Origin of the sequence: Sphingobacterium alimentarium (assembly GCF_004342685.1) — a bacterium.
In the GTDB taxonomy this organism is placed as follows: Bacteria; Bacteroidota; Bacteroidia; order Sphingobacteriales; family Sphingobacteriaceae; genus Sphingobacterium; species Sphingobacterium alimentarium.
In genome coordinates, this window is sequence record NZ_SMBZ01000053.1 from 1 (window position 1) to 24,188 (window position 24,188).

General features: G+C 38.0%; 21 protein-coding genes and 2 pseudogenes. 14 read left to right on the forward strand and 9 right to left on the reverse strand.

The genetic code is table 11. The features are described 5' to 3' along the window. The first annotated feature begins 68 nt into the window (after window positions 1–68). Window positions 69–665 (forward strand): transposase, encoded by a 597-nt coding sequence (locus EDC17_RS17355; protein ID WP_394343369.1) that lies wholly within the window; start codon window positions 69–71, stop codon window positions 663–665. A gap of 294 nt (window positions 666–959) precedes the next feature. Beyond that, window positions 960–1,676, forward strand: a complete 717-nt coding sequence (locus EDC17_RS14685) for a fatty acid desaturase family protein (RefSeq protein ID WP_243646171.1) — start codon at window positions 960–962, stop codon at window positions 1,674–1,676. 234 nt (window positions 1,677–1,910) lie between these two features. Here the strand turns inward: EDC17_RS14685 and EDC17_RS14690 are convergent, their stop codons facing one another. Beyond that, a complete protein-coding gene (locus EDC17_RS14690) occupies window positions 1,911–3,080 on the reverse strand; it encodes a purple acid phosphatase family protein (protein WP_132778798.1) in 1,170 nt (389 codons plus the stop codon). Between the two features lie 464 nt (window positions 3,081–3,544). Here EDC17_RS14690 and EDC17_RS14695 point away from each other — a divergent pair, with 464 nt between their 5' ends. Both EDC17_RS14695 and EDC17_RS14700 read left to right on the forward strand, forming a co-directional pair. Further along, window positions 3,545–4,111, forward strand: a complete 567-nt coding sequence (locus EDC17_RS14695) for a YfiT family bacillithiol transferase (RefSeq protein WP_132778799.1) — start codon at window positions 3,545–3,547, stop codon at window positions 4,109–4,111. A 70-nt stretch (window positions 4,112–4,181) separates the two neighbouring features. Beyond that, on the forward strand, window positions 4,182–4,934 hold the full coding sequence (locus EDC17_RS14700) for an NYN domain-containing protein (protein ID WP_132778800.1): 753 nt from the start codon (window positions 4,182–4,184) through the stop codon (window positions 4,932–4,934). A gap of 136 nt (window positions 4,935–5,070) precedes the next feature. Here EDC17_RS14700 and EDC17_RS14705 read toward each other — a convergent pair. Further along, window positions 5,071–5,954: pseudogene (locus tag EDC17_RS14705) on the reverse strand (macrolide 2'-phosphotransferase). 302 nt (window positions 5,955–6,256) lie between these two features. Between EDC17_RS14705 and EDC17_RS17360 the strand changes: the two are divergent. The 3 genes and pseudogenes from EDC17_RS17360 to EDC17_RS14720 all read left to right on the forward strand — a co-directional run bounded on the left by EDC17_RS17360 (window position 6,257) and on the right by EDC17_RS14720 (window position 8,765). Beyond that, a pseudogene (locus EDC17_RS17360) lies at window positions 6,257–7,054 on the forward strand (alpha/beta hydrolase). Between the two features lie 226 nt (window positions 7,055–7,280). After that, window positions 7,281–8,024 carry a nucleotidyltransferase gene (locus tag EDC17_RS14715; protein WP_132778801.1) on the forward strand — a complete coding sequence of 248 codons (744 nt, stop codon included), beginning with the start codon at window positions 7,281–7,283 and terminating at the stop codon, window positions 8,022–8,024. Between the two features lie 3 nt (window positions 8,025–8,027). Further along, the gene (locus tag EDC17_RS14720) at window positions 8,028–8,765 is read left to right on the forward strand and encodes a metallophosphoesterase family protein (RefSeq protein ID WP_132778802.1); all 738 of its coding nucleotides are present in this window, start codon (window positions 8,028–8,030) and stop codon (window positions 8,763–8,765) included. On the opposite strand, the gene EDC17_RS14725 is transcribed toward EDC17_RS14720, so the two are convergent. Then, complete coding sequence (locus tag EDC17_RS14725; RefSeq protein WP_132778803.1) at window positions 8,746–9,006, reverse strand: hypothetical protein; 261 nt, start codon at window positions 9,004–9,006, stop codon at window positions 8,746–8,748. The genes EDC17_RS14720 and EDC17_RS14725 overlap by 20 nt on opposite strands. A gap of 793 nt (window positions 9,007–9,799) precedes the next feature. Here EDC17_RS14725 and EDC17_RS14730 point away from each other — a divergent pair. From EDC17_RS14730 to EDC17_RS14740, 3 genes are read left to right on the forward strand one after another with little or no spacing between them, the layout of a single operon-like run. Next, complete coding sequence (locus EDC17_RS14730; RefSeq protein WP_132778804.1) at window positions 9,800–10,642, forward strand: COG1470 family protein; 843 nt, start codon at window positions 9,800–9,802, stop codon at window positions 10,640–10,642. Between the two features lie 37 nt (window positions 10,643–10,679). After that, the gene (locus EDC17_RS14735; RefSeq protein ID WP_132778805.1) at window positions 10,680–11,648 is read left to right on the forward strand and encodes an ABC transporter ATP-binding protein; all 969 of its coding nucleotides are present in this window, start codon (window positions 10,680–10,682) and stop codon (window positions 11,646–11,648) included. Then, window positions 11,638–12,606: an ABC transporter permease gene (locus tag EDC17_RS14740; protein WP_132778806.1), complete on the forward strand. Its 969-nt coding sequence runs from the start codon at window positions 11,638–11,640 to the stop codon at window positions 12,604–12,606. The genes EDC17_RS14735 and EDC17_RS14740 overlap by 11 nt, the downstream gene beginning before the upstream one ends. Before the next feature lie 62 nt (window positions 12,607–12,668). On the opposite strand, the gene EDC17_RS14745 is transcribed toward EDC17_RS14740, so the two are convergent. The 5 genes from EDC17_RS14745 to EDC17_RS14765 all read right to left on the reverse strand — a co-directional run bounded on the left by EDC17_RS14745 (window position 12,669) and on the right by EDC17_RS14765 (window position 19,969). After that, window positions 12,669–14,963 carry a GH92 family glycosyl hydrolase gene (locus EDC17_RS14745; protein ID WP_132778807.1) on the reverse strand — a complete coding sequence of 765 codons (2,295 nt, stop codon included), beginning with the start codon at window positions 14,961–14,963 and terminating at the stop codon, window positions 12,669–12,671. A gap of 75 nt (window positions 14,964–15,038) precedes the next feature. After that, window positions 15,039–16,010 carry an NAD(P)H-quinone oxidoreductase gene (locus tag EDC17_RS14750; RefSeq protein ID WP_243646172.1) on the reverse strand — a complete coding sequence of 324 codons (972 nt, stop codon included), beginning with the start codon at window positions 16,008–16,010 and terminating at the stop codon, window positions 15,039–15,041. Window positions 16,011–16,016: 6 nt separating this feature from the next. Next, complete coding sequence (locus EDC17_RS14755; RefSeq protein ID WP_207895778.1) at window positions 16,017–18,662, reverse strand: outer membrane beta-barrel protein; 2,646 nt, start codon at window positions 18,660–18,662, stop codon at window positions 16,017–16,019. A 234-nt stretch (window positions 18,663–18,896) separates the two neighbouring features. Next, window positions 18,897–19,424 (reverse strand): ferritin, encoded by a 528-nt coding sequence (locus EDC17_RS14760; protein ID WP_132778809.1) that lies wholly within the window; start codon window positions 19,422–19,424, stop codon window positions 18,897–18,899. A gap of 182 nt (window positions 19,425–19,606) precedes the next feature. Continuing rightward, window positions 19,607–19,969 (reverse strand): DUF6686 family protein, encoded by a 363-nt coding sequence (locus EDC17_RS14765; RefSeq protein ID WP_132778810.1) that lies wholly within the window; start codon window positions 19,967–19,969, stop codon window positions 19,607–19,609. 183 nt (window positions 19,970–20,152) lie between these two features. Between EDC17_RS14765 and EDC17_RS14770 the strand changes: the two genes are divergently transcribed. The 4 genes from EDC17_RS14770 (at window position 20,153) to EDC17_RS14785 (ending at window position 23,294) form a co-directional block, all read left to right on the forward strand. Further along, window positions 20,153–20,470 (forward strand): hypothetical protein, encoded by a 318-nt coding sequence (locus EDC17_RS14770; protein ID WP_165894439.1) that lies wholly within the window; start codon window positions 20,153–20,155, stop codon window positions 20,468–20,470. A gap of 82 nt (window positions 20,471–20,552) precedes the next feature. Beyond that, window positions 20,553–21,368, forward strand: a complete 816-nt coding sequence (locus tag EDC17_RS14775) for an MbnP family protein (RefSeq protein ID WP_132778812.1) — start codon at window positions 20,553–20,555, stop codon at window positions 21,366–21,368. Then, window positions 21,358–22,389, forward strand: coding sequence for a cytochrome-c peroxidase (locus tag EDC17_RS14780; protein WP_132778813.1), 1,032 nt, complete (start codon window positions 21,358–21,360; stop codon window positions 22,387–22,389). The genes EDC17_RS14775 and EDC17_RS14780 overlap by 11 nt, the downstream gene beginning before the upstream one ends. After that, a complete protein-coding gene (locus tag EDC17_RS14785) occupies window positions 22,386–23,294 on the forward strand; it encodes a transporter family protein (protein WP_132778814.1) in 909 nt (302 codons plus the stop codon). Before EDC17_RS14780 ends, EDC17_RS14785 begins: the two co-directional genes overlap by 4 nt. A gap of 82 nt (window positions 23,295–23,376) precedes the next feature. On the opposite strand, the gene EDC17_RS14790 is transcribed toward EDC17_RS14785, so the two are convergent. Beyond that, a complete protein-coding gene (locus EDC17_RS14790; protein WP_132778815.1) occupies window positions 23,377–23,931 on the reverse strand; it encodes a group II intron maturase-specific domain-containing protein in 555 nt (184 codons plus the stop codon). Between the last annotated feature and the right edge of the window lie 257 nt (window positions 23,932–24,188).

Below are 24,188 nucleotides of genomic sequence, written 5' to 3' on the forward strand. Positions count from 1 at the left end.
ACCTTGACAGCAACATAATGAGCCACTGCCGATAGTTAGTTGCCAAGACAAAATCGTTATCTGTTTATATAAAAGCAAATCTAAAGGACAGCAACCAGAGCTTCTTTGTCACACGGAGTAAAAGTAACATGAAATATACTGTCGTGAAAACATTTCAAAGTGAAGCACTCAAGAACAGCGGAGTCCTTCAGGATCAGATCATTGAGCTTGATGGGGATGCCAAAAAGCACTATGAAGGAAAGAAAATTCGTCTAGTTCGTTTTTGGGACAGCATAAATAATGCTGAATATGAGTTCTTAACAAATAATTTCAGCTGGAAAGCATCAACAGTAGCGGCCTTATATAAAGAAAGATGGGAGATTGAAACTTTCTTTAAGCATCTAAAACAGCGTCTGAAAGTAACTAGTTTTGTAGGAACATCAGAAAATGCTGTCTATATCCAAATTTGGACTGCATTAATAGGAATACTACTCTTTAAATACATACAGAAAAAGGCTAAATACGATTGGAACTTATCCAATCTGGTGAACTTTATTCGCTTAAATATATTTGTAAAAATTGACCTATGGAAATGGGCTAATGATCCATTCTTTTCAGGTAAACCCCTGATAAAAGTGGACAGTTTAAACTCTTCTAAAAGTAATAGAGAGGGTATAATTTGGTAATAGAGAGGGTATAATTTGGATTTAAAAAATAAAACCTATCTAGAAGCTAGATAAGGGGGGATTATATGTCTAAAATTTTTATTTAGGACACTTGTGAATTTTTACTTCAAAACAATAAATTATATTCTTTATTTTTAATAAATTTAACTTAAAATAGCATTTGATGAATTACTGTTTTGCATCATGCATATAAGCTGTACGTGGGATTTTACAAAAAAACGCTAACCAATAACACATCAAGAATTATTAAGAAAATTAGAATGAAAAGACTTAAAAAAGTTGACCATAAGAGAAATGTTAATAGAAAACAACCTGACCATACCTTGGATTTTAATTTCTATTACGCTTGCCTATTTTGAATATTATATTTTGGCACTCCCTTTTTCAGCCTTTTTCTTTTTGACAGCCTTAAGGCAAGTGCATAATGGCTTTCACAATTCATTGGCCACCAATAAATTTTTAACCTGGTTATCGCTTTACATCAATAGCGTTCTAATGTTGGTTTCCACTCATGCCGTCAAATTTAATCATATTAGACACCACAAATATTGCTTGTCTGAAAATGATTACGAGGGTAAATCAGCAACAATGACCTGGTATGGAGCAATCCTATATGGTCCGGTTCATATGTTTTTAATTCACAAAGTAACATGGCAATTAGGCAACAAAAATTATCGACAAAACATGTTGCTCGAATTAATCTCCATAGTGATTTTAGTATCCCTTATTTTCTATTTCAGGATTTATTTTTTGATTTATCATATTATCGTGATGCTAATTGGAGAATTTTTAATGACATTTTTCGCGGTATGGACTGTACATCATAATACGCATGACCATCCTGAATTCGCTAGAACGCAACGAAGTTGGTGGAAAAATAAGTTAACGTTTAGTATGTTTTATCATTTAGAACATCATATGTTTCCAGCTGTACCGACCATAAAACTTCTCGAACTTGCAAAAAGAATTGACGAGGCATTTCCAGAAATGGAAAAGAAAAACACATTTTAATTCATAAAATTGTCAATGGGCATACCTCTTGGTATCTAAAAAATATGTAAAATGTACGCTATAAAAACAGCAGCTTAGGATTGTAAAAGGTTAAATATTGAAGTTTTATCTTTCCATTAGTGCCCTCAAGCCGCCGTTTGTTAATAAGATTTAATCTCAGATCAATCTGTTGACCTGAGATTAAGCATCTTGTTTCCAATGTTTCTGCCCTTTGAACGCTGATTACTTCCAGAGTTAGCGAAGAGGTTTTAAGCGTACCGTTTCAACCAAGCTTCCTTTTTGGTCAAGGACCTTGATGAGTCCCTCACTTTCCGAAAAGCTGGCCTTTATCACGTTATTGTTAGAATTCACAAGAACCGGAAAGTTTACAGTCGCTGATTTTTGCTGTAATATATGTTTGTGCAGATGTCCTGAAAGCATAATTTGTACACCAGCTTTATTTAAGATAGGTACAAATTTATCGAGGATATCTTGTTCGCCATGCCAGCCTCCAAAAGGCGGCATGTGGCAGATTACGATTTTATACTGGGCATTTTTGAATTCGGGATTTTCTACCGCTTGCGCAAGCCACTGCGCCTGCTCCGTTCTATAGTCGTCCATCGCGACAATCCCAGCATATTCGATATCACTATCGGGCTTATCCTCTCCACAGTCTAATACAATCACCCCCATAGGGCCATGATTAAACTGATAATATAGTTTGTTGGTGGGTGTAGGAAAATACCGAGGATATTCAATTGCAAATGACCCACGGGTTTCGTGATTTCCGCGTGCGTAGAACATTGGAGTTTCACTCGCAAACCGGGAGATACTAGTATCCAAAAAATCCGAAAACATCTGTTCTTCGCTCAATAAACTGTTGGCCATATCCCCATTAAACACAACAAAATCAGCATTTTTCACTTCGCCAATATCCAATAATTTATTCATGACCTCATTACGACCATGCATATCATTGATCACAATAAATTCGCTCCTACTCTCCTTTCCTAATGTTTTAAAACGCAGTGGTGCCTTTCTGTACACATTCGTAGCAATCACTTTACCATATAAGACATCCGTACCTACATGCTTCAGTACTTCCTGATTGTACACGCGATAGCGGTATGTAGTGCCAGGTTGTAGATTATTTAACGTAACCTGGTGTAAAGTTCCGACCTTTTTAAAACCATAAGCTGTCGCAAAATGCTTGGGACGCTCGGTATGGTAAAAATGACTACTATCATCGGGTGCAATCTCGACCCAGGCTGTTGCCGGTTTATCGGTCGTCCATAGGATATGTACAGATTCCGCGGTAAGTCCTTGGATGTATGGCTTGTGCGTAATTTTAATCTGATTTTGTCCATACGAAAGGGTGCTATTATTTACCCATAGGAACAGAATTATATAAAGGATCTTTTTCATTAGTATTCAGGAATTTGAATAAGTAAATTGTTTATATAGATACTATTAAAAGCATCCAAATCGCCCTCTCGGAGCCTTTCCAAAAGGATTTTATTGTCATCACACATAATAGCAAGAATATTTACAATTGGTCAATCGATTAGAAAACAAAATAATAAATAATACGCAAGAAACGAAATTATAAGCTGTTACCCCCCCATCAGCAACTTAATAATTCAAAATTAAGACCAGGGAATAAATTGAATATGAAGTAATGATTAAATTATGAAGTCATAATGTGCATAGACAATCTGCATCCGATTAAAATATGAGGAGAAAATTTATCTTCTGCATAGTCAAAATTGTATCGGATTTGTAGTAAATTTATAACAGGTACCCAAAATTTATTTATATCATACTTCATCGAAGTGGTCCTATAAAAATCAAGATTAATCAATAAGTAAGGCCACAATCTAGAAAAGTAAATGGAACAAGACATTGAAAAACTGAAATATCCGCTTGGTAAATTTCAAAAACTGAGGGAAATCTCTCAAGAGGATATTGATCATTGGATAAAAATCATCGCAGAATTTCCTCAGCGCGTAAAAAGTCAAGTCGAAAATCTTTCCGAAATAGAACTTAACCAACAGTATCGACCCAATGGCTGGACGATCAGGCAAGTTGTTCATCATTGTGCCGACAGTCATATGAATAGTTTTATGCGATTTAAACTGGCACTTACGGAGAATACACCAACTATAAAACCATATGCTGAAGATTTATGGGCTGAATTTTCTGATGCTCAGAATTATCCTATCAATGATTCCTTATTAATTTTAGCAGGTTTACATGGTCGCTGGGAACAGTTGTTGAAAAATCTAACGGCAATGGAACTCGAGAAGGAATTTATACATCCTGAGAACAACGAACGTATTTCTATAAAAACTAATATTGGTATTTACGCCTGGCACTTTGAGCATCACCTTGCACATATCATGGTTGCCAAAGAACAACGAGAAAGGTTTGGCGCTTCGGATATAATCTCCGAGTAAATATTATTCTCTGATGCTAGGAAAATACCTGTCGAAAATTTATTAAATTTACTTAAAACCCATTTGCAAAATGACCGATGACAAATTAGCCGTATTGATAGATGCCGATAATGTTCCATATAGCAACGTCAAAGAAATGCTGGAGGAGATATCAAAAAATGGAACACCCACTATTAAGCGCATATATGCGGATTGGACCAAACCTACCGTTTCTGGCTGGAAAAATGTATTGCTCGAAAATGCAATTACGCCCATTCAACAATATAGCTATACGACAGGTAAGAATGCTACGGATAGCGCCATGATTATCGATGCCATGGATATTTTGTATTCGGAAAAGGTAAATGGTTTTTGCATTGTATCGAGTGATAGTGATTTTACTAAACTGGCTACACGATTGCGTGAAGCGGGCATGAAAGTTATTGGGTTTGGAGAAAAGAAAACACCCAAACCGTTTATCGCGGCCTGTGATAAGTTCATTTATCTGGAAATACTAAAAGCTTCACAACACACTTCTTCGGAGCAATCTCTCACTCCTTCCAAGAAGACGAGAAAAAACAAGACTGAAGAACCAATAAGTAAAGTAGATAAAGAGACTATACGAATCTTAACAGACAGTGTAAATGATCTGGCCGATGAGACAGGTTGGACTTTCTTAGCACATCTAGGAAGTTATATACTAAAGAAAAAACCTGATTTTGACCCTCGGAATTATGGCTTCCTCAAATTACTACCATTAATCAAGGATACCAAAAAATTCATTATTGATGAAAGAGAAGCTGGTGTAGGTAATGTGAAGCATATCTATATCAAAGAAAAATAACAAATATTCATTACAAGAGCGATATGTATTTGGGATCACTATCTCGACAAAACTAATAGTAAATCTACTCAACATAACTAAGGGGCTAATAGAATGAGCGGATATGTTTCTGACATATCCGCTATTTTTTATTCAACTAATGTTCATTCAGTTGCGTTTTTGCGGCTTGTAGATGGGTCGCATCTTGCGTTTCAATAGCAAAATATCCACACGCCAAGGCTGATGCTGCTGCACGTTCACGGCTTGTTTAAACAAAGTACCCCAAACCTCCCCACCAGATTTTTCGTAAGCATCAAGTAATTCTCTAAGACTTTTCTCGCCAAATACAGACAGGTGACCAGAAAAATCCTGAGCTATATCACTCACATGCGCAGTAGACCAATCAATAATGCCTGTTACTTCTCCATTAACATCGGTTAGGAGGTGTCCCGCATATAGATCGCCGTGAATAAATTTGCTGAAATTCGGCCACAACGCATCATTATCCAGCCATTTGGAATAGCGTGTTTCGAGTGCACTGCTCATACCCAATTCTGATTTTACCAGATGTAAGCGCTCCGCTATTTCACTTCGCACCTGCTCCGGAGAACATATTTTCAAGTCGTGGCGACGCACCTCCTCTTCAGGAATAGCGTGAAGCTGAACCAACACCTTGGCTAAGGATGGAATGTATTGTGCGCTGTCTTTGTCCATGTTCCAAGTGACTTCAAAAGTCTTTGCATCAAAAGTCAATACGGGTTTTCCTGCCAACAAAGGATAAGCAACCAACTCGTCATTTGCAATTTGCCAATCAGGGACCTGCACCGATAGGTACTTGGAAGCAAGCTGCAGAATACGCTTTTCTGTTGCGATTTGTTCACCTAGATTAGCCCTGCGCTGGATACGTAATACGCAATCGGTACCTGAAGTATCTTTAGCAAATCCAACTTTAAAGTCGATTCCCATATCATTAAAGCTCATTGTGCCCGAGAGAAATAGTCCATGTCTCTGGGCTAACTTCTGAATATTATGATTTTCCATAAGATTTATTTTTAGGAGAATTCCGAGAACAGTCCTTATACGTCCCTAAGAATGCTATTAATTATAACGGGATAAAAATTGAGTATGGTGTGTACTATACGATTATGATAAGCGCAATTACAGGAAGAGAACGCTTATTACAGCCAAATTTTGGTGATCTGTAGCATAATTATTTGATTATGATGTATTCAAATATTGAAAGTTATGAATTAATAAGCAATTAGCTTAAGGAAAGGTTTCTATTTTTTTCCTAAATTAGTAAGCACTATAACAAACTTTTTTAAAGCTGCTAATATCCAATTATGACAGCTATTCTATATACAGTCATCCTATTTGCCGTACTGCTGACAGCATGCACTACTCCTTCTACTCCTCAAGATATTATACCCGATCATGAATCGTGTAATATACGCTCTCAGCAGCTAAATGAAGAGCGCGTCATCAGCATATGGACACAGGCAGATTACAGCAATAGCACCGACTCCTTACCTGTTTTATATATGGCCGATGGTGGTCTTAAGGAAGAGTTTCCACACATTGCCAATTCGTTGGAGAAGCTCATAAGAGAAGGAAAAGTAAAACCGCATATTCTAGTGGGAATAGAAAATACACAAAGACGCCGTGACTTAACGGGAATTACCCAAGGGGACAAAGACAAAGAAATTGCCCCCGTAGTAGGTGAATCCAAATAGTTTAGAGCATTTATCAAGGAAGAACTTTTTCCCGCAATTCAACAGCGTTAGCGTACCAAAGCACAAAAAAGTATTATTGGCGAATCCCTCGCAGGACTATTTGTCATGGAAACATTCTTACTACATCCTGATATGTTTGACAATTACATCGCTTTTGACCCGTCCTTGTGGTGGAATGATCATGCCTTGGTTAAAAATGCACAACAGTACCGTAGTACATTTCCACATACCAAAAAACAACTGTGGTTTACAAGTTCAGATGCAAATGATATCATTCCTCACACACAACTACTAGCACAGATACTTGAAACCAATAGCAGTCCGAATATAAGATGTTCGTACCATGAAGAGACCAACGAAAAACACCATACTATTTTCAGAGCGACAAAAGAAAAAGCGCTCATTTAGGCATTAGGGCAATAATATACACTTCGCCCTATGGTAAGGGCTAATAGCCTTCCTGCACACATTTTTGTATGTCGACATAGCCTAGAGGTCTTAACTTTTTGGGTACAGGCTTCTATATACTGAATGTACCTTCTCTCCTCCTCAACAAATTTTCTTCTCAATGGTTATTATGTAAGAGAGCAAGGATGTACTTACTCCGACAGTTTAAATAGCTAATATTCTATATATGCTCACGACAGAAAAAGAGAAAAGAGAATCTACCGAATTCTACAAAGAAGCGTTAGAAATGTTGAATGCCAGCGGTTGCCAATATATGCTTGGTGGGGCATTCGCCATGTTTCAGTATACCGGTATTTTTAGGGATACCAAAGATTTGGACATATTCTGCAAGAGCAGTGAATACCCAAAAATATTAAAATATTTTGCTTCACAAGGCTATAAGACAGAACTGACAGATGTCCGTTGGCTGGCTAAAATTTTCCATGGAGAATATTTTATAGACATTATTTTTGATACGGTCAGCAATATTTGTACGGTGGATGATAGCTGGTACGAGCGTGCGAGTACTGGATATTTTGCAGATGTTCCAGTCAAATTTATTCCTGTAGAAGAATTGATATGGTGTAAGATCTATGTACAGAATCGGGAGCGCAACGACAATGCTGATATTAACCATATTCTGCTTAAATATGGTAAAAATGTAGATTGGAACCAACTTCTATTCCGATTGGACACACATTGGCACTTATTATTAGCGCAGATTCTCATCTTCCAATTTGTATACCCAGCTGATTTTCATGAGATTATACCCAAATGGCTATTTGATGAATTGATGAAGCGGGCCAATGAACAATATGAACTACCTCCACCCTTGGAAAAAGTTTGCCGAGGACCTCTTATTGATCAAACCCAATATCAAGTTGATATCAAAGAATGGGATTACAAAAGTTATACTATCAAAACCGTATAAGCTATGGCTACAAGAAAAAAAACAAGAATAGCCGCAATGGCGGATATACATACCAAGAGCACGGATAAAGGAATCTTGCGAAGCACTTTCAAAGAAATAAATGAGAAAGCAGACATCTTAGTCATATGTGGAGATTTGACCGATACAGGTGATGAAGAAGAAGCAAAAATTTTGGGAGAAGGCCTTGAAGTGTTGCAAGTACCGGTTATCGGTGTGTTGGGTAACCATGATTACGAAAAAGGTCGCCAAAAGATTATCAAGCAAATTTTGGCTGATCATGATATGACTATCTTGGATGGTGAATCCATAGTTGTCAACAATGTTGCCTTTGCAGGTGTCAAAGGTTTTGGCGGTGGTTTTGAGCAATATATGCTCTCCCTTTTTGGTGAAGATGTGATGAAACAGTTTGTGCATGAGGCAGTAAATGAATCATTGCAACTGGATAGAGCGTTGACACGATTAGAACAAGAATCTCCAGAACTTCCAAAAGTTGTGCTTATGCACTATGCCCCTATCAAAGAAACAATCATGGGAGAACCCGAGCAGCTTTTTCCCTTTCTAGGTTCATCACATCTCGCCGAACCACTCAGCAGAAGGCAAGTGACTGTAGCTTTTCATGGTCATGCGCACGCAGGATCTCCGAAGGGTGAGACAGCCACTAAAATTCCTATCTACAATGTAGCCTTGCCTGTATTAAGAAGACAGAAGAAAGATCAGTCGTTTATTGTAATAGAGGTTTAAAGAGTGAACTTTTGTTTAGTTGACACTTGCGTTTTGGCATAATGGACTTTTTTTCATTTGAGTCGCGAGCACGCGAAGTCGCCATTCTGTCCAACTCCCCATCATATTCGTGACCCAGTACTAAAAAATTAACACTTGATTTTGCCAGAACATCCTCTTGTATTTTATCTTTACATGAGTCTAAAATCAGCGTATATGCAAAGACATACAATAGTGCTATTGTTTTAAATTTTGCTTTCATAGTCGTGAAGATTTGATCGATTACCAATTTAATGGCTTTTCATCTTCGGGATCGACATCCTAGGTCTCCCTAAAGTCTTTAGGTTCTTCACTTAGAATCAATGTTCCCGATGAGTTGTCACAATAGATTCTTCGAAGTATGTACTGTAATAGCACATACGTGGCGCAATATAAATACGTAAAGACTTAGGTGATCTTTCAACTTTTTTCATAGGTATAGTTTTAAGTTACAATCACTTGTCTAAAACATTATTAATATAATTTCAAACGGAAAACAAAATCGATATAAGAAATAAAAATAAAACTTTCATATCTAATGAATTTATCAATACAATCGAAAAGATAAATAGTGTGATATTAAATCCAAATTGTTTCTTTTGAAAACAAAAATCATAAGAAAAAAGGTTCATAAGCCAAATTAATAATTTGATTTATAGTCATTTAGATAATTCAACAGAAAACACCATACTCCTACCTATATACGCGCTCCTTCTCAAACTATAATACTGAAAGACATCAATAAGATTTTAAAAATACTTTTGTAAGTACCTGATAATGTATCAATTTGAACGGCTGCCAAAACGTATTGACGATACAAAATCCTTTAAATTGATTAATTAAACAATCACTCAATTTTTCATTGAGATATAATAAAATTTTAGAGGAAAGGACTTGACAATTTTTTAATTGATTATTATTTTGGCATCCAGTTTAACCACTCCTTTTGGATAAGCGAGTCGACATGTTTTTGAAAGCTATAAATCTATTTAAGTATAAATTTTAGTTAATAAATTATGTTAAATCAATTATTTAATTCAAAAGAACGCCAAAAATTTCTTTTAAGGCTAATCGTATTTTTATTTTTTAGTTCTTCTATCCATGTATTACAAGCGCAAACCAATACGCAATCTTCACTTACTGCGCGTTTGGTGAATATCGAAGCGCCGACCAATGAGACATTTCGCTACAACGGCGTGCTTAGTAATGCAAATTCGCTTCGTCATTACAACTTATCGGCCAACATGCCAGCGGGCTGGCAAATCACCTATCGTGTAGAAGGTGTTGCTGTGACTTCTCTACAAATGGATCCAAACACCACTAAAGATATAAGTTTTGAAATCACCTGTCCCATCGCAACCAAACCTGGCACCTACAAGATACCTGTCTCAGCCATTGCAAGCAGTGATACGTTAAAAATCGACTTGGAAGCTGTGGTGAAAGGATCCTATGCGGTGGAACTGACTACACCTTCAGGGCGATTGAGCGATGAAATCGTTGCCGGTAGCAGCAAAGAAATTCTGTTGGTTGTTAAAAATACAGGAACATTACCGCTTAATAATCTGGAGCTCAGCTCGCAATTGCCGAGCAAATGGGAAACAAGCTTCTCTCCTTCCACTATCGAACAGTTACATCCGGGGCAACAAGCTGATGTCAAAGTCACCTTGAAGGTTCCTGAAAAAACTATAGCTGGAGACTATGTGACCAAAATGACGGTGCGTGCATCAGCGAATTCGTCCGAAGCGGCTATACGTATCATGGTCAAAACATCCCTACTATCAGGCTGGATTGGTTTGGTTATTATTCTTGTATCCGTAGGTTTAATTTATTTATTGATTCGCAAATACGGCAGAAGATAACCTACATTTTTAATTTACTAACAACAAAACATATCACATGAACAATCCTATCATTCAATTGACGGATTTGACTAAGTGCTATGGCACAAAAAAAGCTGTTCACAAGCTAAATCTACATATACATGCTGGCGAAATCTTTGGGTTATTAGGTCCGAACGGAGCGGGAAAAACAACGACAATCTTGATGATGCTGGGACTTACTGAGCCTACGTCAGGAACAGCTATGGTATGTGGATACGATGCCACTCGCAATCCATTATCCGTCAAAAAGCAGGTGGGATATTTGCCCGACAATGTGGGGTTTTATCCGGATATGACCGCTTTTGAAAATTTAAGGTTCATTGCTCTGCTCAATGGACTCCATGAAAAAGAAGCCGAGCTGAAGGCTCGCGACTTACTTCAAACCGTAGGTTTAAGCGCTTCGGCTAACAACAAAACCGCTACTTTCTCTAGAGGAATGAAGCAAAGGCTTGGGTTGGCAGAAGTCCTTATTAAAAAACCAAAAATCGTGATCCTCGACGAACCTACATTGGGTATTGATCCAAGAGGGGTAAATGAATTTTTGGAACTTATTCAAAAACTAAGTAGAGAACAAAATCTCACCGTATTGATGTCTTCACATCATCTGCATCAAGTACAAAGGGTCTGCGATCGAGTGGGCATATTCGTTGACGGTAAAATGATGGTGGAAGGTGCTATAGATTCTCTGGCGCAAAGCCTGCATATCCGTGAAGGTCTGAAAACCACGATACAATTGGCAAATGCAGTAAATTACAAAGTTATTGAACGTCAGCTGTCCACGATTGAAGGTTTTGAGTCACTAGCCTTTCACGATGGAAAATTAACAATCACATCCCGCAAAGATATCACCGCTCAGGCAGTCCGTACACTTGTTTATCAACAGGCAGATATCATCGCTGTACAGCGGGATGGTGATTCATTAGATGCTATTTATAGCCAATATTTTGAACAGAGCACGCTAAGAAAGGAGAAAGATGGAAAATAAAAATTGGATATCAACGCCACTACGCATACTTATAAAGAAAGAAATAGCATCGCATATCAGAAGCTGGCGATTTATCATACTTATTGCCTTAATTGTATTGACGTGCTGTGCCTCCTTATATGTGGCTTTTTCTGATCTGCGCACTACGATAAATAATGCACAGGATCCCGACAGCACTTTTGTCTATCTAAAATTATTGACAAATAGCGACAATTCTATCCCCCCGATGCATGTGTTTCTGAATTTTCTAGCTCCCTTGTTAGGTATTGCTTTGGGGTTTGATGCAATCAATTCCGAGCAAAATGGAGGCACACTAACCAGACTGGTATCGCAACCTATCTACCGGGATAATTTATTGCTGGCAAAATTCATTGCGCCACTCTGCATAGTAAGTATCCTATTTGCTTCTTTGATCATGCTGATGATCGGTATCGGTATGATTACGATGGGTATTACCCTAGAATGGCAAGAGGTAATACGTATGATTGGCTTCTTAGGAATAAGTATAATTTATGTAGGATTTTGGCTTAGTCTAGCCATATTATTATCGATCATCTTTCGTCAGGGAGCTACATCTGCTCTGACAGCCATCGGTATTTGGTTGTTTTTTACCGTTTTCTTTCCTATTGTTGTCAATTTTGTGATCCGTCCATTCATCCCTAATCCAAATTATATCTCGGAATCACAATATCTTGCATATCATGAACTCATCCTGAATCTACGGCGACTATCGCCAAGTCAGCTCTACACCGATGCAACAACAAGTATATTAATGCCATCGGTACGCAGTTTGGGCCCTGTATCTATGGAACAAATGATAGGCGCACTACCTACTCCATTATCATTCAAAGACAGCGTAATGATTATCTGGCCTCAATTGACAGGCATCACAGCAGCAATGATGTTGTGCTTTGCACTTGCCTATTTTCTATTTATGCGTCGGGAAATACGTTGTTAATGCCTATAATACAAAAAGCTACCAAGAGGTAGCTTTTTGTATGAATAAGACAATTATATCAACTACTTGTTAGCTGTACTAAGTGAAAATGGAAAATCTGTCGCTCCGGTACCACGTTGGGTATTCGGCTTGCTATCCATGACAAAATTTATGACAGCACCTTTAGTGATTTCACTGTGCTTTACATAATTCTTACTGTAATTTTTACCATTTAAAGTCATCGATTTTATGTAACGATTTTCAGCAGAATTTTGGGAAGCGTTAATTTCTACTTTTTTTCCATTAGAAAGGTGTAAAATTACCTTATCAAAAAGCGGAGAACCTATAACGTATTCATCTACAGCAGGTGTCACCGGATAAAAGCCTAAAGCTGAAAACACATACCAAGCTGAGGTTTGTCCATTATCTTCATCCCCACAATAGCCGTCTGGATTAGGAGAATACATGCGATCCATTGTTTCGCGCACCCAATATTGGGACTTCCATGGAGCTCCCACATAATTGTATAAATACGTCATATGTTGTATAGGCTGGTTACCATGCGCATATTGTCCCATATTCACAATCTGCATTTCTCTGATTTCGTGAATCGGAAATCCATAATAACTATCATCAAATATTGGTGGCAATATAAAAACAGAGTCCAGCTTATTTTCCATCGCTTTGTGACCACCCAATAATTTTGCTAATCCCTCAAAGTCTTGGAAAACGGACCAACTGTAATGCCAACTATTTCCCTCGGTGAAGGCATCTCCCCATTTGAAAGGGTTGAACGGCGATTGCCATGATCCATCTTTATTTTTGCCGCGCATTAATCCATTTTGCGGATCAAACAATTTCTGGTAATTGTAAGCACGCGACTCATAGAAAGGTATGTCGTCTTTTTTATTTAAATCCTTTGCCACTTGATAGATCGCAAAATCATCGTAAGCATATTCTAGACTTCGTGCTACATTCTCGTGAATCTTCACATCATAAGGCACATATCCCAATTCATTGTAATAATTAGCGCCAGCTCGACCCACAGCTGTCATCGGACCTGCATTTTTGGAGCCCTTCACGAGTGCTTCATATAGCGTTTCAATATCTTTGGAGCGTACACCTTTTACCCAAGCATCGGCCACGACAGAAGCTGAATTGTTACCCACCATAATATTTCTATAGCCTGGACTAGCCCATTCCGGCAGCCAACCACCTTCGCGGTAAGCATTAGCCAAGCCTTCTTGCATCTTCAGATTCATCTCTGGATACATCAAGTTCAGAAATGGAAATAATGAACGAAATGTGTCCCAAAATCCTGTGTCCGTAAACATATAACCCGGCAACACCTGACCATTATATGGGGAATAGTGTACGACTTGATTATTCGCATCGTACTCGTAAAACATCCGAGGGAACAACAACGAACGGTATAAACAGGAATAAAAAGTACGTATCTGATCGATAGTGCCGCCTTTAACTTCAATTTTACCCAATTCTTTATTCCAGATATCTGCCGCTTTATCTTTGATTTGGTCGAAACTGGCGCCTTTTAGTTCGCGGAGATTCAATTGAGCCTGCTCGTGGGAAATAAAAGAAGAAGCCACTTTCAACAGCACAGGATCTTCTTTTCCAGCAACTGAAAATCCCAAGATAGCGCCAACATGTGCAGCTTTGACTTTATAACGATTATCTTGCAAAACAGAGTCAGCAAAAGTAGCCACATTCTTGAATGGCTTGTTAAATTCTAATACATAGTAATTTTTAAAATTTTCCGGAACTCCACCACTATTTTTGGTTGAATAACCAATAATTTTATTCTCTGCAGGTATCACTTCAACGTAAGATCCCTTGTCAAAAGCATCCAACAATACGTAAGCTTCTTCCGACTTAGGGAAGGAAAATCTAAAGTATGCCGCTCTTTCCGTTGGCGTCACTTCTACTTTAGTGTCGTAGTCGGCTAGATAGACCGAATAATAATGCGGTTTAGCGACTTCGGCTTTATGGGAAAAATAACTGGCACGCTTATCTTGATCAAAAGTTTTGTTACCCACCATGGCCATTATACTGAATTGACCGTAGTCATTCATCCAAGGCGAAGGTTGATGCGTTTGTTTTATACCACGGATTTTTTCGGCAGTGTATGTATACATCCAACCATCACCCATTTTCCCTGTTTGGGGACTCCAAAAATTCATACCCCAAGGGACAGCAATTGCTGGGTACGTATTTCCGCTCGATAGAAAATAAGTCGATTGTGTACCAACTAAGGTACTGACGTAATCAAGAGGTTTTCCAATAGTAGCTACACGCTGTGCTTGTAAATAGCTAACAGGAAAAATAAGACAAATGAGAATGAAAAGGCTCTTTGGGTTCATCTTGGTTATAATTATAATTTAAAACTAAGATGATAAAAAAAACCAACAAAACAAAAGCTAAATTATTTTAGCATCCTAAAAAACTAGCACAATCTTACCCAAAAAATCACCACTTTCCATAAGTTCGTGCGCTTGCTTGGCCTCTGTAAAGTGAAATTGTTTGTATATTGGAATTTCAAATTTTCCTGCTGTGATCCATGGCATTACTTGTACTTGAATGGCTGATGACAGCGATTTTTTAAATTCTGCAGAACGATTGCGCAGCGTACTGCCCGAGATTGTCAGTCGCTTTTGCATCAGTTTGATGAGATTCAGATTTACCTTTGCGCCGCTCATCGCATTGATATAGATCAATCGCCCATCTTCATGTAAAATATTAATGTTTTTATTGAAATAATCACCACCAATATAATCTAGAACCAAATGCACTTTCGAGTCTAGTAGATTAGACTCAAAATCCTCGTTTTTATAATTAATAATTTCGTCGGCTCCGAGTTTTTTCACAAAATGGGCTTTCTTTTCCGAACTGATTGTCGTGACTACCTCCGCCCCGGATAGCTTCGCCAGCTGTATGGCGGTAGAGCCTATCCCTCCTGCTCCACCATGAATGAGCACGCGTTCTCCTGTCTGCAATTTGCCGCGTTCAACCATATTGTGCCATACGGTATACATTGTTTCGGGTAAGGCTGCTGCAGCAACCAAATCCACTGAATCTTGCAGGTGTATGCAAGAACCATAATGTACCGAGACGTGCGATGCATATCCGCCTCCTGGAACTAATGCAATTACTCGATCGCCTATTTGAAAATCGCGCACTTCACTGCCTACCTCCTCAATAATTCCAGATACCTCGAGTCCTGGAATATCTTGAACCACGGAAGGTGGAGCTGGATATTTACCCATCCGCTGAAAAACATCCGGACGATTAATGCCCGCCGCTTTTACCGCTATCAGAACTTCATTTTCTGCTATAATCGGGATAGGTCTATCTTCTACCTGCAGCACTTCTGGACCACCAAACTGCTTTATCACCACGGCCTTCATCATATCTTTTTATTTTTGGAGTCGAATATTAAGGGACAGCATGAAATACCGACCTAATCTATTTTTTCTTTCTTCGAATACATCATTGCCGATGTATTCCGAATAGATCCCCATTTGTGTATTTTGATCAAACAAATCATAGGCTTGCAAGCGCAGCATGGCCGTTCGATTGTGCAAAAATGTATATTCCATAAAAGCATTCATCATGGTCTGATTGACATTCATGAATTTATTAATGTAACCCTCATTATAGCGTTGTGACATTTCAAAGCCTAATGAAAAGTTATCCTTCACATAACCGCGTGCCCCCAATCCCATGAAAAGTGTTTCGACATTAATGGTTGTGCGAAATGGAATATCATAGCTCGCTTTATTGCGAGAATAATTGGCGTTAAACACACTTTCAATGTAGTTATTGAGTGAATATTTTAATTGTAGTGACTGATTGAAAACATACTGTTTAGTTTTTCTTTCACGATCTTCAATAAAAGAAAGATTATTGTAATAGTCCAATCCTCCCGCCAGCTCCATCATCCAATTATCGGTCACAAATGGCGTGTTGAATATATAGTTGAATTTATAATCGTAGTAGCCCTGCGCATTGCGGAAGGTAGTCTGCTGGATCGTCGTATTTTCGACAGGTTTTTTATCGGTTACAATTTTGTCTTTTACGTAATTGTAGGCAAAACTTGTCTCAAAATACTGCATTTTGACCGGTATATATGCGCGTAAAGTCGTCACCAAACCGTGTCCAAATTCAGCTTTCAATTCAGGATTACCGATGACTACATTCCGGGAATTTGTATTATTCACCACCGGTACGATCTGCAAAAAGCTCGGCTGATTATTACGTCCACGGTAGCTGATTTGAAAATCTACATTGTTGGATAATTTATAATTGAAATTGGAGGTCGGCACCAAATTGATGTTATCATAATTATAAGATAAGGTATCATTCAGCACTTTACCTTCCATCGCAATGGGCTGTACCGCAAAACCGATGTTGAATTTGACTTTTTTATTTGGGATAAACTGATACAATATCCCTATTTTATTGCTGTTGAATCTGTATCCATAATCGACCGTTAGCGAATCAATGATGTATGTCGTAGTGCCATTCATCCAATTGTATACATAGCGTTGCGCATCAATGAAATTGTAATCATGCTCATAGCGGAACTCAAATACACTATGGGAGAAAAAAGGCTCTACATACGAAACCGAAATATTATTAGCATGATTTCTATTATGCTGGTCAATGAACTGATGATTGAGCTCGTCTGTGTACTCGGGATCGAATTTGCTGTATACGGAATATATCTCATCGACAAATTCACGGTTTTTTAAGTTATTGGTCTTAGCAGATGCCTGTGCAACGAGTTTTCTATCTTTCTTTTTAAAATACTTGGAATATAGAACTTCTATATCCGCGATTGGAATAACTTGGTTTGCCGAGTCTTTATTCGTTCCCATATTGATGAGATTAGAATTACTCAGCACACTTTCCTTATTGATGAATATAGACCGTATATTGTAGGTTACATTACCATCAATTTTAAGTACGTCCTTGTTTTCAAATTTTCCATCAAAAAATAGTCTTAGTCTATGGAGATTATCCTCGTGCTGCTCGATATAATCTTCATCCTTTGTGATGACATTACCAATATAAGTGGATCGCATACCCGAGAATCCGCTTATATCCGTCTGTTTATTGATAAAACTATATGAGCTATTGAATCTAGACTGTTTACCAACTTTTCGTGCGAGGTTGAATCCCAGCGAGGATGTGGTATTTATACCATCTTCGGGGTCAATAAATTCACCTACTTCCAATACCGAAGATGAAGATCTTCTACCGCCGGCGATATCCCCATAGGAGAATAAATTTGTATTCGTATTATTGAAAGATCCTAGCAATGATAACTCATTACCATCATTGAATCGATTAATACCAAAACTACCCAAATATCGCTGATTCGTGCCTCCACCGAAAGTAAGCTGCCCAAAATGTAAGATTTTGCGGTCTTCTTTTAAGTTGATATTGAGGAGCTTTTCTTTTTCCTGCAAATCCAAAATTCCAGTTTCCGCTCCATCATTTTTGTTGGTCAATTCAATGAGTTGAATGTTGTTAATATACTCGACAGGAAGATTTTTGGTTGCAGTGATAATATCTCCACCAAAAAATTCAGTGTTATTTACTTTGACTTTTTTGATGTTGTAGCCATTATAATATACCGATCCATCCCTCGAAATCTGAAATCCGGGAATTTTCTTCAATCCATCTTCCAATAAAGTTTGCTTATGGAAAGTAAACGCTTCCAAATTATACTGTATGGTATCGCCATTGACCACCATAGGAACTACACGTGTCACAGGCACATCTTGAATCTGGTAAGCGACTTTTTTGAGGATGACGTCGGGCAATACAACGTCGTTATTATCCAATTGATACGACATTTGTTCGCTCAAATAGCCAAGCATATTATAGCTTAGACGTACTTGAGTAGATCTGCCCGCGGGCAATCGATATATACCCAACGCATTGGTGATGCTTATGCTGGTATCTGACTCCGTGTACAGTCGTACGATAACATCTTTAATGGGATTTCCGACCGTATCTCTTACTGCGCCGGTTATTTTAGTTTGTGCATACAAGGAATGGGTTGTTATCAATATAACAATCCCAATATAAACGAGTATGTTTCGCTTTGAATATGACACAAATGAATACGTGAAATACTGTTTCTCAATATAGCAAATAAAATGCATTGAAAGTATCTTCAATGCAACTTTTGTTTATAAAACGTTAAACTAAACTTTATAGTATGAGAAAAGGAGATATTGTTTGTCAATATCTCCTTTCCTGCTGATAAATAAATTCAATTTTGACTATTCACCGTCAAATGCCACTTTTACTAAATGTCTGTCTATTTCCCAACGACCAGTTCCTTCTTCGCCGATGACGTCAAACAATTCTAAGATTCTACGTGCAATATATTCCTCTTCTACTTGCTCTTCTAAGAACCAGCTCAAGAAATTGAATGTTACGTAATCATTGGCTTGTTGGCATCTTGCTGCGATATTGTTGAATTGCTCAGTAACAAACATCTCTTGTTCTAATGTTTGTTCGAATATGCCGCGGAATGATTCAAAATCTGTAGGAATATTTGTCACCTCCGGAGAGATAGGTTTACCACCACGATTGCTAATATAATTGAAGATTTTAAGCATATGCTGGCGCTCTTCGTCAGATTGTTTAGCAAAGAATTTAGAAGCATTGTCAAGACCTTGATCATCACACCATGCGGACATCGCTAAGTATAATGATGAAGAATGTGCTTCTACCTTGATTTGTGCATTTAATATATTTTCGATTTCTTCGGACAACGAAGATTTTAATTTCAATAAATCTTTCATATGCATAAGCGTTTAATTGTTACAACTTTTGTTAACTGATAATAAGCAATAGTTATACCACTCATTATTCTTATACAAAGATAATGCGAAAATGAAGGATTTTAATGAAAAAAGTGTTATACGAATTCAGTCTAAATTAGACTTGAATAATCGTAAGTTATTTGGAATCAGTATAATTAAAATTAGAATGCACAGATTGCGCCACGTCTCATGATTGATTTAATTTGTCCGTTCAATTCAATCATAAATTTAGCTCCATCCAATACCTCGCGTAAATTAAGTATATCTGCCACAGTCAGTATAAAACAACGGTCTGTGCGGTACGGCATAATAATTTCGAAGTCTGAACTGCGTGAGGAGTCACACAGCATTTGTTCGATGTCAATGCTATCAACTCGTCTTTTAAATAGAAAAAAATCACTTACACTGAAAGATGTTGTGGAATCTTGGAACTCCAACCAATAGCAGTTTTTTCTGCTACATTGGTATACCGCACCATTCTCTGTTTTAAAAACTTCTTCTACGTTAGCTAATGGACAAATCATTTCTCGTTGACTATTCAAATTGACAGCACAAATATAAACCTTATTAAGACTGAATCCAAATAAAATTGAACTATAGAAATTTCTAAAAAAATTTTATTTCATGCAAGTATCCTAGTAGATTTGCGGCAAATGAAAACCTGGCTTGTATATTTGCTACTTCCCATCATGTTGATCCAATGCAACATGACTTTAGTAATATGCACCTCTTTCTACTATAATCAACACTACATCGAAAAGTACCTCTGTGTACAGCGGAGTATGGAAAATAACACCTGTCATGGACAATGTTATCTAATGCAAAAATTGAAAAAGCAGCAAGATCAAGAACAGCAGAGCTTTAAGATAAATCTTCAAGAAGGTCTTGCGGTTTCCACCAAGTTATTTGCGTTTGACCTACCTGTGGTACAATTACAGGATCAAAAACAGTTTAGCATTTTCACATCCAAATTAAATCCAAGAGACTACGTCTATATCTTGGATCGCCCTCCTCTCTTCGGATAATAACCTTATTTCTCTTATTTATAATTGGTTGTATATCTACTCAAGTAGGTATGCCCTATTCGTTATTATCTAAAATATTCTCATGAAAAAAATTATAGTGGCTTTTGTAGCAGTATTAAGCCTATTAACTGCGTGTTCAAAAAACAATGATATTCAAATAGATAGCAATAAATTCGGACAGGTTAAAATCAAGTTCGATCATATTGTCAATAGTAAAAAGTTAGTATTAAATGACTATACCTATTCCAACAGCCATAGTGAAATTTTCAACGTCACGACGCTCAAATACTTTGTCACTAATGTGAAATTCACAAAATCAAATGGTGAGACCTATACCGTACTTAAAGAGGATTCCTATTTTTTAATAGATGCGGTAAATGCGCATTCGTTGAATCCAAATATCCTTATTCCTGAGGGAGAATATACCGGGCTAGAATTCAATTTGGGCGTGGATAGTCTAACAAATACTTTACCTGTCGAAAAACGTACAGGCGTATTAAACCCAGCTACTAACGGCATGTATTGGGAATGGAACTCGGGATATATTCATTTCAAAATCGAAGGAAATTCGCCGCAGGCAAACAACCCAAATAATAGCTATAAGTATCATATAGGCCTTTTTGGTGGGTATTCCACTCCTACTGTAAACAACAATAGAATTGTGAGAATAGACTTAACGAAAGCGGGTATCAGTAAGGTGCAAGAGCATCTTTCATCAGACATTCATTTAATGGTTGATATCGGTAAAATATTTGACGCTGTCCATCCCATTTCTATACAAAAAAATCCGGTAGTCATGCAGAGCGGTCCTCATACCTTCATTGCCGACAACTATGCGCAAATGTTTATGCATGATCATACCCACAATTTCCAAAAGATTGTACAGCATGAAAACTAAGAAAAAGTTAAGCGTCATTTTACTGATAATCTGTACCGTCTGGGCTTGTAAAAAAGCCGATGATTTGGCGCCTGATGATTTCCTAGGATTCAAAAAGCCATCCTATTTTCCAGAGCCGGCTTATACCTTCGAATCTACTCCATTGACTAGAGAGACCGTAGAGCTAGGCAGGAAATTATTTTATGATGGTATATTGTCTCGCGATCACACGATTTCCTGTGCCAGCTGTCACATCAGTCAAAATGCATTTACCCATCACGGCCATGATGTAAGTCATGGCATTGACGATCAATTGGGTATTCGCAATTCGAGTTCTTTAGTCAATCTAGCTTGGTCTACTTCCTTTTTCTGGGATGGTGGAGTACCTACCTTGGATCTAAGTCCAATTGTACCCATTCACAATCCCATTGAAATGGATGGAAATTTGGAGAATGGGTTATTACAACTCCAAACGCATCCACAATATCCATCTCTTTTTCAAAAAGCTTTTGGAAGTACGGCTATTGAGACGCATCAAGTGTTAAAGGCACTATCCCATTTCATGGTAACGCTAGTTTCTGATAATTCGAAATACGATCAAGTCCAAAGAAATGAAACAACATTCACCACGCAAGAAGCGAGAGGTTATACGCTTTTCCAGGCGAAATGTAATGCTTGTCATCAAGAGCCTTTATTCACTGATTTTTCTTTCCGAGATAATGGTCTTGGTATCAATCCAGCGAAGGATTTGGGTCGTTATGAAATTACTCAGCAAGAAGAAGATAAGCTAAAATTTAAAGTGCCTACGCTTCGCAACTTGCAGTATACTGCACCTTATATGCACGATGGACGGATTTACACCTTACAGGGCGTCTTGAATCATTACAATAAGGAGATTGTACTGACAGACAATCTTGATCCTATATTAAAACAAAACAATGGAATCCCCCTTAGCAGGGAAGAAATGGAAGATCTTTTGGCCTTTCTTCTGACGCTAAATGATGAATCATTTATCACAAATAAATCATTTTCACAACCATGAAAAAATTAACACTCCTCTTTACCATACTTATTAGCACGACCTCTTCCTTTGCATGTGATATTTGCGGCGGTGGACTCGGAAATAATTATACCGGATTATTGCCCAATTTTAACAAAAGGTTCGTAGGGATACGCTATCACTTTAATGCAATGTATACGCAATTGGATGTGAATGGAAACAAAACCGCATTGAGCAATAAGGAACAATATCAAACGGCAGAATTGTGGACGGCATGGAATATTGGTTACAAGTGGAGGATAATGGGCATTGTACCCTACAGCCATATTGAGAAATTTAATTATGGCACTTCGACCAAGACACAAAAAAATGGTTTAGGTGATATACATATCAGCGGGTATTATAATCTTATCAATACAGCTTCCGATGTAGTGTCACAAACTTTATGGGTTGGAATTGGTGTTAAATTGCCGACAGGTGAATATAATAAGTCCGAATATATAGATTCCAATTCTCCCAATATTTACCAACTGGGGACTGGAAGTACAGATTTCACCACGAGTGTCAACTATGATATAAGGCATAAAAATCTGGGTCTAAATACGAATGTAAGCTATAAGATAAATACAGAGAACGGGGATGAATATTTATATGGCAATAAGTTATCCTTGAGCGGCAGTCTGTATTACAATTTGGTCCTAAATGAAAAAATCGTTGTCCGTCCTAATATCGGAATGCTGCACGAAACGCAGCAAAGAGATTATACGATGGGATACAAAATACAGGAAACAGGTGGTTATAATACGGACTATAACGCAGGGCTGGAAGCAAATATTAAAAATATTGCTGTTGGATTTACCTATCAAACACCTGCTAGTCAACATATCAGTCAAGGTCGCACCGAATTGATTAATAAATACCTTACGCATATCACATATACGTTTTAACCAATCGGATAGGAGGAACGGGATTAATTCCCGTTCCGACCTTCCACGGCACCGTACGTACCGATCGGTATACGGCGCTTCCTTAAGTTTTAACACAAACTCGCTTGTATTCTGCCAGTAAAGATGGGTATCCCAGATGTTTAAGATAATCGTTGGAAAGAGTGGTTGACAGTATCCAGCTTTTTGCTGTGTGCCAATAACTTTTCCGTGTATGTGCCCATTCATGCGCCTTGTACTTACTTACCCCTAGTTGCGTCAGCTTAGTGACTTTAGTCTTGCTATGTTTCCATTGTTTCCATTGGACCATACGTAGCCCACGGCGATACCATGTATCCATTTTTCGCAGACTCGACTCCATGTCCACTAGTTTAAAGTAATGCATCCAGCCAGTGAGGTATTCCCTCAAGTAGAGAATTCGCTGTTCCTCGCTCCAACCCCGACTGCGGCCCGTTAGTCCTTTAATCTTAGCTTTCATATTCCCTAGACTTTTAGGGTGAATACGTAAGCGCGACTCCCCTCTGTAATTGTAGAAACTGTAGCCTAGAAATTTAATCTTGGATACATGACCAACGACGCTTTTCTCTTTATTGTCTTTAAGCATCAGCTTACCTTCAACAAATTTTGTGATCGATTCCATAACCCGTCAGGCACTCCGTTTACTACGACAAAGTATCATAAGTCGAGTAGGCCTCAGGAACTGCCCCCGAAGCCCCTCACAGATCCGGACGTGAGACTCTCGCCTCATCCGGCTCCTATTATTCAGTCTACAATTTTCTTCGTTTATGATTAGATCATTGCTGGTCGTACAACTAGTCGCCAGTGCGAAAATAGATTGGGTTTTTGTTTACACATTCTCCCGAGTAATCGTATTGCTCTGGTTCGGTGGCCTCTTAC